A 12,359-nucleotide genomic window follows, 5' to 3' on the forward strand; every position below is an offset into this window, starting at 1 on the left:
ATGGCCATCCAGATTTCAACCTGGCTCGCGATCTATTTCGTGCTCTGGTGGGTCATGCTGTTCGTGACGCTGCCGTTCGGCGTGCGCAGCCAGCACGAGGACGGTGTTGGCGCGCCCGGCACCGATCCCGGTGCTCCCATCCTCACCCGCATGGGGCACAAGCTGATCTGGACCACGATCATCTCGGCAATCGTGTTCGGCATTGGCCTTGCGGCCTATCATGCCGGCTATCTCTCGATCGAGCGCCTGTCGAAGATGATGGGAATGCCGTTTTAAGTTTTGATTGGCGTTGTTATGGGGGTCACAAATGACATTTCAGCGTATCGTCATTGCGCTTCTGGTGCTGATCGTCGCAGGGCTCGGTGCCATCGGCTATTTCGAATGGCGGATGGCGGTGCAGGTGCGCACCCTGAAGGCGTTCGTCGAGGGCTATGTCTTCAACGAGGCCGTGCTGGCCTGCGAGCAGGCCAAAAGCTCGACGCCGTTCAAATGGAACGGCGGCAAGAGCACCTCGGTGATCGGCCTGAACTCGGTCAAGACGGACAAATACACGGTCAGCGCCAGCTACACGCTGGTCGCGGACAGCGTCTATTGCGACTACGATCCGATCAAGAGAAAGGCCGACATCGGCTCCAGCTTCCTGGAGCGGGAGACTTTCTAGCTAGATCGCGCGGCGCTGCCGGCCGGCGAAGAGACCGTAAACGAACAGCACGATGATCGCGCCGACCACGGCACCGATCAGGCCCGCACCCTCGCCAGGGCGATACCAGCCCAGCGCTTGCCCAAGATACGACGCGACGAAGGCGCCGACGATGCCGAGGATGGTCGTCAGGATGAACCCTGAAGGTTCGTTGTCGCCCGGCATGATGAACTTGGCGATCACGCCGGCGAGAAAGCCAATGATGATGGTCCAGAGAATGCTCATGAGTACACCTTTTCGAGTTGAGCCGCTGCTTCTATGCGTCGGGCAGGCGTCCATCTGGCGTGTATTTGTCGATTGCGGAAGGAAGCTCGCGGGTTAGCCGTGAGACGATCTCCTCCTGGGAAAGCCCGGTCTGCTGTGCGAGCTTTTCCAGGACATCGCTGCCGATGGCTTGCTTCAGCTCCGGCGGGGAGATCTCCTTGTTGGGGCCCGGCTTCACCCATGAATCGGCGATCTCGCCCTGCCCATTCTGGTTGAATCTCTCCAGGAGCTCGCCAATCCCGCCGTTCAGCAGGCCCCCGATTCCGCCAGCGCCGAGCATGCCGCCGAGATTGCCGAGCATGCCTCCGAGCGGTTGCTGGCCGCCGGTGGACGAGCCGGCGCCGGCGCCTTTCAGCAACTCCGCCAGCTTGTCGCGGTTCTGATATCCGGCGATGGCCAGCATCGCCAGCAGGGCAGTCATGGAAGGCATTCCGCGGCTCATCGCTAGCTCCTTTTAGAAGGTCAGAAACCCAAAACCGTCTCAGGCTGCTTGGGTTCCTCAATCGACCAATCGGAGCTCGCGACCAAGCGTCCCAGCTTGGCCGCCACCAAAGCACCGGGTGGCAGACAACGTACATTGTGGCTACGATCCGATGAAAAGAATGGCCGGATCGGCTCGAGCTTGCCAGCATCGGGAGTAGCGATCCGGCCCAGACATGGGATGGGATCGCAATGACCGGGGACCGGGCAGGGGACTATCGGATTTTGCACGAGGCGGACTTGCGGGACTATCTCGCGGGCTTGCCTGATATCGCCGCGCTCCTTGGCGGCGAGGCGTCCTCCTGGGCGATCACCGAGGTGGGCGACGGCAACCTCAACCTCGTCTTCATCGTCAAGGGCGCGCGCGGCGGCATCGCCGTGAAGCAGGCGCTGCCTTACGTCCGCCTCGTCGGCGAGAGCTGGCCCCTGCCGCTGTCGCGCGCCCATTACGAATATCTGGCGCTGTCGCGCCAGGCCCAGCTCGCGCCCGGCCTGGTGCCGGCCGTGCTGCATCACAACGAGGCGCTGGCGCTGACGGTGATGGAGCTGCTCGAGCCCCACATCATCATGCGAAAGGGCCTGGTCGCGGCAACGCGCTATCCGCGTTTCGTCGACGATATCACCACCTTCATGGCGCAGACGCTGTTCTTCACCTCCGACCTCGCGCTGTCAGCGGCCGAGAAGAAGGAGGCCATCGCGGCCTTTGCCTGCAACCATGCGCTCTGCAAGATCACCGAGGACCTGATCTTCACCGATCCCTACCGCATCGCCGAGCAGAACCGCTGGACCGCGCCCCATCTCGACGGCCTCGCCGCGAACCTGCGCGAGGACTTGGAGCTGCATGTCGCGGTCTCCCGGCTGAAGCTGAAATTCATGGCGAGCCCGGAAGCGCTGATCCATGGCGACCTCCACACCGGCTCGATCATGGTCACGGACGGCCAGACCCGGGTGATCGATCCGGAATTCGCATTCTATGGTCCGATGGGCTTCGACATCGGCGCCGTGCTGGCCAATCTCCTGATGGCCTATTTCGCTTCCGCCGGCCACGAGCGCGCGCCGGGCGAACGGGCGGCATTCGAGGCCTGGGTGCTGGAGACGGTCGAGCAGGTCTGGACCGAGTTCGCCCGAAAGTTCCTCGATCTCTGGCGGGCGGGAGGCACCGGCGATGCCTATCCGGTCTCGCTTTTCGCCGGCGAGCAGGGTGCCGTGCGGCTGGAAGCCGAGCGAAAAAGTTACGTGCAACGCCTGTTCGCCGACGCTGTCGGCTTCGCAGCCGCAAAAATCATCCGCCGCATCTTCGGCCTCGCCCACAACATCGATTTCGAGCTGATCGAGGACCCGCGCACGCGGGCGGTCAGCGAAGCCCGTGCCGTGCGGCTGGCGAGGGCGATGATGGTGGAGACGGCGTCGTTCCGGACCATCGCGGATGTGACGAATGCCGCGCGAAAACTGCGGGACTGGATGCCGGAATTGTCGGGCTGAACCGGCCTCATGAGGAGCCCGCCCACGCTCCGTGATTGCGAGATGAGAGATCGTCCCCGGAACGTTAGTAAAGCCGCATCGGCAGCAGGACGCCGTCCGCGCCGGCCAGCAAACCCCAGGTCTCGTTGGCCGCGACCTCGAACTCCCGGCTCGCTGCCGCTCCGCCGTCCACCTTGAGGGTGACCTTGTACCTGCCGGGCGGCAGATCGAGCTTCTGGCTGTCCGGCAATTCGCCTGCGGCACCGTCAGAGTTCGCCAGTTCTTCGCCGGCGTGCGCCGCCAGATTGACGGCCTGGTCGGCGACGGTGATCACCGCCGCTTCATCCGTCTTGTTGCCGAGCATCAGCCTCACTTGCCCGGGCTTCGGCAGGAGGCCGACGGTCGCCGAGGCGAGCTTGCGCCTCGACAGCTCGGCAATTGTCTTGTCGTCCTGACGTGAGAGCCGGAGCAGGACCGGTCCCTCTCTCGTCAGGAACGTGATCACGGCCCGGTCCGGCTCTTCGACGGCACCTTCTTTCTCCGTCCAGCCACGCTTGCCGAGTGCGTCGCGATAGAAGCCGAGCACAGAAGCGAAATCGCGCGGCGTCTCGGCGTAGATCGACTGGATCTGCGGCGAATCTTTCGCCGTCGCGAGGGCCCAGCCTTCGGGCAGCGGCAGGCCGGTATGCTCGGAGAGCTTGGCTTCGAAACGCGCTCCCGCACCGCGCGCCATCATCCCGACGGGAATGCTGAGCAGTCGTTCGACGAAATTGTGCAGAGTGTCATGGCTCCGGACCGCCCACCAGGTCTGGTCGACATTGTCGTTCGCGCCGGAGGTGCGACTCCAGCCGAACTGGATAGCGTCTGTCACGCTCTCTCCACCCAGGCTGGCCGCGACCGGGCGCGCCAGCACGGCCGTCGCGGCGACCAGACCGGCCGCGAGCAGGGCAGCTAGCGTTCGGCGATTCATTTTTTCCAGATCCCTTGGGGCTCAGATAATGATCCTGAGCTTGGTCGCGTTGATCAGGAAAAATGTTCATCGATCCTGGTCGTCGATGACGCACCGCGTCAATGCCCCGCCGAAAGACTGCCTCAGGAACCGGCATCATTTGCCGTCAAAACGAAGCTTGCTTTCGGCAGGCGACGAATGATCAAATCACTTATCGGAATACGCCTGCGTCGGGGGGACACATGATGTTCAAGACCATCGCGATCGTTGCCGGTTTGGGACTGGCGCTCGCCGCCACAGCGGAGGCGCAGACTCCGCGCAAGGGCGGAACCATCCGCATGACGGCGCCCTACGGCTCGAGCTTCACCAGCCTCGACATTCACACCACGCAGCGCGCCCAGGACGAGATCTACGCCAAGGCCCTGCACCGTTCGCTCTACATCTGGAATTCGGCGGAGGGCAAGCCGGTGCTGGAGCTCGCCAAGGAGAGCGTGGTCTCGGGCGGAGGCCTCGTTCACACCTTCAAGCTGCGCGACGACGCCTATTTCCACAGCGGCCGCAAGATGACCGCCGACGACATCATCTGGTCCTACAACCGCATCATGGACGGCAGCAAGGCCTATCCCGGCGCGCGTTACGTCCGTGTCATCGAGGGCGCAGCCGCAGTCGAGAAGGGCCAGGCCAAGGAGATCTCCGGCCTGAAGAAGATCGACGACTTCACCATCGAGATGAAGCTGACCGAGAAGGTTGATCCCGGCTTCTACTTCTTCACCGCGCTGACCTCGATCTATCCCGCCGACGAGGCCGCCAAGGAAAGCTTCATCCAGAAGCCGATCGGTCTCGGTCCGTTCAAGTTCGTGGAGCACGTGCCGGGATCGCGCATCGTCCTGGAGCGCTGGGACCGGTTCTACAAGCCCGGCAAGCCCTATGCCGACAAGATCGTGGTGTCGGTCATGGGGGAGGCCGCGGCGCGCGACGTCGCGTTCCGCAACAAGGAGATCGACACCTCGGTGCTGGGACCTGCGCAGTACGTCGCCTACCAATCCGACGCTGACCTCAAGGGCACCATCGTCGAGGTCGCCGAGGTGTTCACGCGCTACATGGGCATGAATCCCGCGGTCAAGCCGTTCTCCGACAAGCGCGTGAGGCAGGCGATCAATTACGCCATCGATACCGATTTGATCATCAACAAGCTGGTCAAGGGCAAGGCCTACCGCGCCACCAGCTGGCTGCCGCTGACCTCGCCGGCCTACGACAAGGCGATGAAGCCTTACCCCTTCGATCCCGCCAAGGCCAAGCAATTGCTTACCGAGGCCGGCTACGCATCCGGCTTCGAGTTCGAATGGACCACCAGCCAGAATGAAAGCTGGGGTCTGCCGATCGTCTCGGCCGTCATTCCGATGCTGGACAAGGTCGGCATCAAGGCCAAGGTCAAGCAGGTCGAGACCGCGGTGCTGGCCGAGGTGGTTCGCACCGGCGACTATCAGGCCTTCATCTATTCCCAGGCGAGCGGCCCCGATCCTCAGGCCGCGCTCAAATGCTTCCATTCGGCGACGCCGCAGGCGGCCTGTAACTACACGACCTACAAAAATCCCGACTTCGACAAGATCCTCGATGAAGCCGGACAGGCCGACGATCCCACAAAGCGCATCCAGTTGCTGCAGAAGGCCAATGCGCTGCTCTACGAGGAGGCGCCGGTCTGGTTCTTCAACTACAACAAGGCGGTCATGGCGGTGCAGCCCTGGCTGAAGGGAATTCAGCTCAACGCGACCGAGCTGACCCACCAGAACGTCGAGGACCTCTGGGTCGACGAGACCTCGCCCGCGAAGTGACACGCGCGCTCCCGCCTAGCGCGACGGGCGAGGGAGGGAGCGGGGAAAAGTTGAGATGCTCGCGTTCCTGATCCGCCGCGTCCTGCAGACCATCCCGACCGTGCTCGCCGTGGTGCTGCTGGTGTTTGTGCTGTTCAGCGTCGTTCCCGGCAGCATCGTCTCGAGCATGAGCGACGACAGTGATCCGCAGGTCGAGCTGCGCATGAAGAAGCAGCTCGGCCTCGATCAGCCCGTCTATATGCGTTTCGGCACCTACATCGCCGGGCTCGCGACCGGCGATTTCGGAACATCGTTCCGGACCCGTGAGCCTGTCACGACCATGATCGCCAAGCGGGCATGGCCGACGCTGCAGCTGATCTTCGCATCCATGGCGTTTGCGATTCTGCTCGGCGTGCCGCTCGGCTTCGTCGCCGCCTTGCGGCCGGGCAGCCTCGTCGACACCGTCTCGATGATGCTGGCAGTGTCCGGCCTGTCATTGGCCAAGTTCTGGCTCGGGCTGCTCTTGATGTACCTGTTCGCGCTCAAGCTCGGCTGGCTGCCGAGTTTCGGCTACGGTGACGGCAGCCTCAAATACCTGATCCTGCCCGCCGTGACGCTTGGCGTCTCGCCGATGGCGCTGCTGGCGCGGACGACGCGCGCCGCGGTGCTCGAGATCATGACCGCGGATTTCGTCCGCACCGCGCGCTCGAAGGGCATGAGCGAGACCAGGGTCGTCAAGTGGCACGTGATGCGCAACGCGCTCGTACTCATCCTCACGACCATGGGCCTGCAATTCGGCGCGCTGATGGGGCAGGCGGTGGTGGTCGAGAAACTGTTCTCCTGGCCGGGCATCGGCTCGCTGCTGGTCGACAGCGTGCTCCAGCGCGACATTCCCGCCGTCCAGGGCTCCATCCTCGTCGTGGTGATGTTCTTTCTCGCGATCAATCTGTTGATCGACATGCTCTACGGCGTGATCGATCCCAGGATCAGATACGCATGAAGCTGCGCGCCAATCTCGTCATCGGGGGAGCGTTGTTCGCGCTGGCGATCGTGGTCGGTCTGCTCGCGCCATGGCTGGCGCACACCGATCCCGTCATGGACGCCAACCTCATGAATGCGGAGGAGCCGCCGAGCTGGACCTGGTGGTTCGGCACCGACGCGCAGGGCCGCGACATCTATTCCCGTGTCCTCTACGGCGCGCGCGTCTCGCTGACGGTCGGCATCGTCTCCCAGCTCATTAACAGCGTCATCGGCGTGGCGCTCGGCCTCAGCGCCGGCTATTTCGGCGGCTGGTGGGACGATGTCGTCAACGCCCTGACCAATCTCATGCTCGCGATCCCCTCGCTGATCTTCGCGCTCGCCATCATGGCGGTGCTCGGTCCCGGCCTGACCAGCCTCTTGATCGCGCTCGGGCTGACCAACTGGTCGTTCACTTGCCGCCTGGCACGGGCTTCGGCGCTGTCGCTGCGGAGCCAGGGCTATGTGCAGGCGGCCACCGTGCTCGGCTACGGTGATATCCGCATCATGATCACGCAGCTCCTGCCGAACATGCTGGGGCCGATCGTCGTCATCGGCACGCTGGGCATGGGCAGCGCGGTCCTGTCCGAAGCCGCATTGTCGTTCCTGGGCCTCGGCGTCCGCCCGCCCTTTCCGAGCTGGGGCAGCATGCTGTCGGAAGCGCGCGAGCAGATCACGACGGCGCCGTGGCTTTCGATTTTCCCGGGCCTTGCCATCTTCCTCACCGTGCTCGGCCTCAATCTGCTCGGCGATGGCCTGCGCGACATCCTCGATCCGCAATCGCGGAGCCGGCGCACATGACCGGCGCGCCGCTGCTCGAGGTCGAGGATCTCCGCATCGATCTCGATGACGGATTAAGGCGCGTTGCTGCGGCCGAAGGCGTTTCATTCCGCATCGATGGCGGCGAGACGTTCGGCCTCGTCGGCGAGTCCGGTTGCGGCAAGAGCATCACGGCGCTCGCTTTGATCGGCCTGCTGCGGCCACCCTTGTCGATCGGCGGCGGCGTCATCCGGTTCCAGGGCCAGGAGATCCAGCACCTGTCCGCTGCGAGGCAACGGCAACTGCGCGGCAATCGCATCGCCATGATCTTCCAGGAGCCGATGACGGCGCTGAACCCGGTCTCGCCGGTGGGGCGGCAGATCGCCGAAATGTTCGTGCTGCATAAGGGCAAGAGCTGGCGGGAGGCCAACCAGCTGGCGGTCGAGGCGCTCGCGAGCGTTCGCGTCCCCGCGCCGGAGCGGCGCGTGAAGGACTATCCGCATCAGCTGTCGGGCGGGATGCGCCAGCGCGTGATGATCGCGATTGCGCTGGCCTGCGGTCCGGACCTCTTGATCGCCGACGAGCCGACCACCGCGCTCGACGTCACCGTGCAGGCGGAGATCATCGAGCTGATGCGCAATCTGTGCGCCGAGCGCGGAACGGCGATCCTGATGATCAGCCACGATCTCGGCCTTGTTGCCAATGTCTGCCGCCGCGTCGCCGTCATGTATGCCGGCCGCATCGTCGAGGAGCGCGGCTCGGCCGACATCTTCCGAGCGCCCTCCCATCCCTATACGCAGGGCCTCGTCGACTCCCTGCCGCGTCTCGGCAGCCGTGCTGCGCTCGGCCGCAGCAGGCTGAAGGAGATCGCGGGCGTCGTGCCGGCGATCACGCGCTTCCCCGATGGCTGCCGGTTCAATCCGCGTTGCGCGCAGGCGACGGATATTTGCCGAACCACCGCGCCTCAGACGGAAGGGCTGGAGGCGGGCGGTTTCGTCCGGTGTCACCACCATGCATGAGCCAAAGGGGAGAGCGGATGACGATGTGATCCTCAGCGTGGAGGATCTCGCCGTTCATTTTCCGCTTGGAGGCGGCCTGCTGGGCCGCGGCCGTCGGCTGCTCCGCGCCGTCGACGGCGTCGACCTCAAGCTGAAGCGCGGCGAATGCCTCGGCCTCGTTGGCGAATCCGGCTCCGGCAAGTCGACGGTCGCATTGTCCATTCTGGGCCTGCTGACGCCGACGCGCGGCCGCATCGTGCTGGACGGGCAGGTCGTCACGAACCGGCAATCCGGAGACCGGAAAGCGCTCGCCCGCATCGTGCAGATCGTGTTCCAGGATCCCTACGCCTCGCTCAATCCGCGCCAGACCGTGCGCCGCACGCTCGAAGATCCCCTGCGCGTGCACGGCGTGACCGCGAAAAGCGAGATCGAGGACCGCCTCGCGACGATGCTCAGGCACGTCGGCCTGCGCCCCGAGCAGGCCGACCGCTATCCGCATGAGTTCTCCGGCGGCCAGCGCCAGCGCATAGGGATCGCCCGCGCCCTGATCCTCAACCCGAAGATCGTCATCTGCGACGAGCCCGTCTCGGCGCTCGACGTCTCGATCCGCGCCCAGATCATCAACCTGCTGCTGGAGCTGAAGGAGACGCTCGGCCTGTCCTACATCATGATCAGCCATGACCTCGGCGTCGTCGAGCACATGAGCGACCGCGTCGCCGTGATGTATCTCGGCCGCATCGTCGAGAACGGCCATTGGCGCGAGATTTTCGAGCGCCCCGCGCACCCCTACACGCAGGCCCTGATCGCGGCCATCCCCGATCCGCTGCGCCATGCTCCGCTGGCAACGACCGGCGGCGACCTGCCGAACCCGCTCAACCCGCCGAACGGCTGCGCCTTCAGCCCGCGCTGCCGTTACGCCGAGGCGGTGTGCCGGAGCGAGCCGGGACCGGCGCTGGGGACGCGGGCGGATGGGCATGCGGTGCGGTGCTGGCGGAGTGAGGAGATTGCGGGGCGGATGGCGTTAGTCTCGACCGAGGGCTGATGCGCCGAAGGCGCGTCTGGGCACACGCAAGGTAGCCAATCCGATCATAACAGAACAGAATGCCGGACCTCATCGGATGATGGACGAGACCGTGATGGATTCGCCGCAAGCAGGACCCTTTGCGCCGTTCGAATGGATGCTCGCTGCACGCTATCTACGTGCCCGTCGCAAAGAGGGGTTTGTCTCAGTCATCGCGGGGTTTTCGTTTCTGGGAATCTTGCTCGGGGTCGCCACGCTGATCATCGTCATGGCGGTGATGAACGGTTTTCGCACCGAACTTTTGGGCAAGATCCTCGGGTTCAACGGGCATATTGTGGCGCAGCCACTGGAGACCCCTCTGACGGACTGGAAAGATGTCGCCGAACGCATCGGCCAGGTGCAGGGTGTTCGGTTGGTGGTACCGGTTGTTGACGGCCCGGCACTGGCATCGTCGTCAAACGCTTCCGGCGTTTTGGTGCGCGGCATTCGGGCGGCGGATCTCGTTCAGCTTCCCTCGATAGCCAATGACATCAAGGAGGGCTCACTTGAACATTTTGACGAGAGCCAGGGCGTCGCCATCGGCCAGGGTCTTGCCGATCAACTCTCGGTCCATGCCGGTGACCATATCACGCTCGTTGCGCAACGCGGCGCAGTCACGCCCATGGGCATGATGCCGCGCGTCAAGAAATATCGAGTCGCGGCTGTCTTCGAGATTGGGATGTCCGAATACGACGCGGGCGTCATCTTCAGGCCGCTCGCAGAAGCGCAGGCCTTTTTCAACCGCAATCAGGACGTGACCGCGATCGAGGTTTTCACGGCCAATCCCGATCGGATCGACCTGTTTCGCAAGACGGTAGCGGAAGCGGCTGGTCGACCAATCTTCCTCGTTGACTGGTGACAGCGCAATACGACGTTCTTCAACGCGCTCGAGGTCCAACGAAATGTGATGTTCCTCATCCTCAGCCTGATCGTTTTGGTGGCCGCGCTGAACATCGTGTCCGGTCTGATCATGCTGGTGACGGACAAGGGCAGCGACATCGCGATCCTCAGGACCATGGGCGCCTCACGGGGCGCGATCATGCGGACGTTCATGATCACCGGCGCTTCGATCGGCGTGGCCGGAACGCTGGTCGGCTTCGGCGTCGGGCTTCTCGTCTGCAGGAATATCGAAGCGGTCCGGCAATTGATGTCCTGGCTGACGCGTACCGAGTTGTTCCCGCCAAAGCTTTATTTTCTGTCAGAACTGCCGGCGGAGATCGATCCCGTGGAATCCGCAGCGGTCGTGATCATGGCGCTGACCCTGTCATTCCTCGCAACGCTCTATCCATCGTGGCGAGCTGCGCGGCTCGACCCCGTCGAGGCTCTGCGACAGCGGGGCTAGTCACGGCAACGACGCGCGGAGGCTATACTAGTGACTGCGAGAGCCCCGAGCGAGTTCCTTACTTCCCCTCTAGGACGCTCCGAAGGGCCTTGAGGAGATAATCGGGCCTCCACGATTTTCCGACATTGACGGCGTCGCGCAATACTGGAGCGCGTTGGAGATCGGCGGCAACGTAGCCGCTGGCAAGAATGAACGGTACGGACATCGCCTGGAGCGCTTGCGCGACGGGGGTGACCCATTCGCCAGCGAGGTTGACGTCGAGGATGGCCGCGTCGGGCCGGTCAGCCTTGAGCAGCTTCAAAGCGCCATCAATGTCTGGGACGGGACCGATCACCTGGTATCCGGCAGCCCTCAACTGGGTGTCGAGCTCCAATGCGATGAGGTACTCATCTTCGACGACCAAGATTCGGGGAGCATCGTGCACAATGTGTCCCCGGGGGTTCAAGACTCCACAGGCGCGGTGATGTGAACCCTTAAACCGGTTGGCTCATACTTCAGTTCCACGGCGCCGCGTAAGCCCTGCACGGCGCTGAGCTCGATCAGCCTGGAGCCGAATCCGGAGCGAGTTGGCGAAGTAGCGGGTGGGCCGTTTTCCTCTCGCCAGTCGATGTGCAGGAAGGTCTTGCCCTGCTCTTCCGACGTGCGCCAGCTCAGGTGGACGAGCCCTCCAGAGTTGGAGAACGCTCCATATTTCAAAGCATTGGTGGCGAGTTCATGCAGAATGAGGCTCATCGGCACGACTTGCCGTGGGCTGAGGCGAACTGCTGGCCCGGCGATCAGCCGGTATCGCTCCGGACCGGCGGCCTTCAACGACTGCTCCACCAGAACACCCAGATCGGCTTCGGCGCTGCCGGCCAGGGCGAGGGTCTCGGCTTCGGCCACAGCTTGGAGCCGCCCCAAGAAGGCATCGCGGTACTCCTTGGCTGACCGGCCTTCCACATCGGTCTGATTGGCAAGAGAGCGAATGATCCCGAGGAGGTTCTTCATCCGATGGCGCGTTTCGGCGAGAAGAATGTCTTTTTGCGCCTCGCTTTGGCGCCTGTCGGTCACGTCCTCGAACAGGATCAAGATGCTGGTGCTGTTATTGTCGGGGTGAACGAGGCGACGCGCACTGACCAGCATTGTGCGCGGACCGATGGTCGGGAAGTCGGCTTTTACCTCGTATCCGACGACGGCGGTAGAACGGGGGATGATCTCGCCAACAAGGCGCCTGAGTTCGGGTATGTCCCACTGACCGTCGCCAAGGTTGAACAGGCTGCGCCCGACTGTGTCATCCCGAGCCACCCTGAAGGTTTCGTAGAACCCGCGATTGGCCGTAAGGACACAACCGCCCTGGTCAAGCACCAGCAACGGCTCCTCCAGGGTATCAACGATCCCTTGCGCCTGGACATGCTCGCTGCGCAGAAGCCGGTACAAGTCTTCGAGGTTCATTTCGGCCCTCACCCGAGGAGGTTTCGACTAGGCTAATATGGCGTGCGGTCGTTCACAACGGAATTGGGTTGGTCTGCTGGTGCCAGA

At 63.7% G+C, this 12,359-nt stretch carries 13 protein-coding genes and 1 pseudogene; 9 read left to right on the plus strand and 5 right to left on the minus strand.

Annotated elements, in window-relative coordinates:
* Entirely contained in the window at positions 1-276 is a 276-nt protein-coding gene (locus tag I6F20_RS04240; RefSeq protein ID WP_025036606.1) for a DUF1467 family protein, read from the plus strand.
* A 31-nt stretch (positions 277-307) separates the two neighbouring features.
* On the plus strand, positions 308-661 hold the full coding sequence (locus I6F20_RS04245; RefSeq protein WP_036025327.1) for a hypothetical protein: 354 nt from the start codon (positions 308-310) through the stop codon (positions 659-661).
* Here the strand turns inward: I6F20_RS04245 and I6F20_RS04250 are convergent, their stop codons facing one another.
* Both I6F20_RS04250 and I6F20_RS04255 read right to left on the minus strand, forming a co-directional pair.
* Complete coding sequence (locus tag I6F20_RS04250) at positions 662-925, minus strand: GlsB/YeaQ/YmgE family stress response membrane protein (protein WP_024341246.1); 264 nt, start codon at positions 923-925, stop codon at positions 662-664.
* A 31-nt stretch (positions 926-956) separates the two neighbouring features.
* Positions 957-1,406 carry a YidB family protein gene (locus I6F20_RS04255; protein WP_036025325.1) on the minus strand — a complete coding sequence of 150 codons (450 nt, stop codon included), beginning with the start codon at positions 1,404-1,406 and terminating at the stop codon, positions 957-959.
* 230 nt (positions 1,407-1,636) lie between these two features.
* Here I6F20_RS04255 and mtnK point away from each other — a divergent pair, with 230 nt between their 5' ends.
* A complete protein-coding gene (mtnK, locus tag I6F20_RS04260; RefSeq protein WP_225125168.1) occupies positions 1,637-2,926 on the plus strand; it encodes an S-methyl-5-thioribose kinase in 1,290 nt (429 codons plus the stop codon).
* Between the two features lie 64 nt (positions 2,927-2,990).
* On the opposite strand, the gene I6F20_RS04265 is transcribed toward mtnK, so the two are convergent.
* Positions 2,991-3,875 (minus strand): hypothetical protein, encoded by an 885-nt coding sequence (locus I6F20_RS04265; protein WP_225125169.1) that lies wholly within the window; start codon positions 3,873-3,875, stop codon positions 2,991-2,993.
* A 221-nt stretch (positions 3,876-4,096) separates the two neighbouring features.
* Between I6F20_RS04265 and I6F20_RS04270 the strand changes: the two genes are divergently transcribed.
* From I6F20_RS04270 to I6F20_RS04295, 6 genes and pseudogenes are all read left to right on the plus strand, one after another.
* Complete coding sequence (locus I6F20_RS04270; RefSeq protein ID WP_518513044.1) at positions 4,097-5,686, plus strand: ABC transporter substrate-binding protein; 1,590 nt, start codon at positions 4,097-4,099, stop codon at positions 5,684-5,686.
* A gap of 55 nt (positions 5,687-5,741) precedes the next feature.
* Positions 5,742-6,665 carry an ABC transporter permease gene (locus tag I6F20_RS04275; RefSeq protein ID WP_128265629.1) on the plus strand — a complete coding sequence of 308 codons (924 nt, stop codon included), beginning with the start codon at positions 5,742-5,744 and terminating at the stop codon, positions 6,663-6,665.
* The gene (locus I6F20_RS04280) at positions 6,662-7,483 is read left to right on the plus strand and encodes an ABC transporter permease (protein ID WP_128265630.1); all 822 of its coding nucleotides are present in this window, start codon (positions 6,662-6,664) and stop codon (positions 7,481-7,483) included. Before I6F20_RS04275 ends, I6F20_RS04280 begins: the two co-directional genes overlap by 4 nt.
* The gene (locus I6F20_RS04285; protein ID WP_225113108.1) at positions 7,480-8,460 is read left to right on the plus strand and encodes an ABC transporter ATP-binding protein; all 981 of its coding nucleotides are present in this window, start codon (positions 7,480-7,482) and stop codon (positions 8,458-8,460) included. The genes I6F20_RS04280 and I6F20_RS04285 overlap by 4 nt, the downstream gene beginning before the upstream one ends.
* Positions 8,453-9,481: an ABC transporter ATP-binding protein gene (locus tag I6F20_RS04290; RefSeq protein WP_225125170.1), complete on the plus strand. Its 1,029-nt coding sequence runs from the start codon at positions 8,453-8,455 to the stop codon at positions 9,479-9,481. The genes I6F20_RS04285 and I6F20_RS04290 overlap by 8 nt, the downstream gene beginning before the upstream one ends.
* 79 nt (positions 9,482-9,560) lie before the next feature.
* A pseudogene (locus I6F20_RS04295) lies at positions 9,561-10,841 on the plus strand (lipoprotein-releasing ABC transporter permease subunit).
* Positions 10,842-10,899: 58 nt separating this feature from the next.
* On the opposite strand, the gene I6F20_RS04300 reads toward I6F20_RS04295, so the two are convergent.
* Both I6F20_RS04300 and I6F20_RS04305 read right to left on the minus strand, forming a co-directional pair.
* Complete coding sequence (locus tag I6F20_RS04300; protein WP_249786997.1) at positions 10,900-11,244, minus strand: response regulator; 345 nt, start codon at positions 11,242-11,244, stop codon at positions 10,900-10,902.
* 38 nt (positions 11,245-11,282) lie between these two features.
* Entirely contained in the window at positions 11,283-12,272 is a 990-nt protein-coding gene (locus tag I6F20_RS04305; protein WP_225125173.1) for a sensor histidine kinase, read from the minus strand.
* Positions 12,273-12,359 lie beyond the last annotated feature (87 nt).

Source organism: Bradyrhizobium sp. IC3123, assembly GCF_020193625.1.
GTDB lineage: Bacteria > Pseudomonadota > Alphaproteobacteria > Rhizobiales > Xanthobacteraceae > Bradyrhizobium > Bradyrhizobium yuanmingense.

Coding starts and splice junctions, on each gene's coding strand:
- I6F20_RS04240 (WP_025036606.1), top strand. CDS start 1: ATGGCCATCCAGATTTCAACCTGGCTCGCGATCTATTTCGTGCTCTGG.
- I6F20_RS04245 (WP_036025327.1), top strand. CDS start 308: ATGACATTTCAGCGTATCGTCATTGCGCTTCTGGTGCTGATCGTCGCA.
- I6F20_RS04250 (WP_024341246.1), bottom strand. CDS start 925: ATGAGCATTCTCTGGACCATCATCATTGGCTTTCTCGCCGGCGTGATC.
- I6F20_RS04255 (WP_036025325.1), bottom strand. CDS start 1,406: ATGAGCCGCGGAATGCCTTCCATGACTGCCCTGCTGGCGATGCTGGCC.
- mtnK (WP_225125168.1), top strand. CDS start 1,637: ATGACCGGGGACCGGGCAGGGGACTATCGGATTTTGCACGAGGCGGAC.
- I6F20_RS04265 (WP_225125169.1), bottom strand. CDS start 3,875: ATGAATCGCCGAACGCTAGCTGCCCTGCTCGCGGCCGGTCTGGTCGCC.
- I6F20_RS04270 (WP_518513044.1), top strand. CDS start 4,097: ATGATGTTCAAGACCATCGCGATCGTTGCCGGTTTGGGACTGGCGCTC.
- I6F20_RS04275 (WP_128265629.1), top strand. CDS start 5,742: ATGCTCGCGTTCCTGATCCGCCGCGTCCTGCAGACCATCCCGACCGTG.
- I6F20_RS04280 (WP_128265630.1), top strand. CDS start 6,662: ATGAAGCTGCGCGCCAATCTCGTCATCGGGGGAGCGTTGTTCGCGCTG.
- I6F20_RS04285 (WP_225113108.1), top strand. CDS start 7,480: ATGACCGGCGCGCCGCTGCTCGAGGTCGAGGATCTCCGCATCGATCTC.
- I6F20_RS04290 (WP_225125170.1), top strand. CDS start 8,453: ATGCATGAGCCAAAGGGGAGAGCGGATGACGATGTGATCCTCAGCGTG.
- I6F20_RS04305 (WP_225125173.1), bottom strand. CDS start 12,272: ATGAACCTCGAAGACTTGTACCGGCTTCTGCGCAGCGAGCATGTCCAG.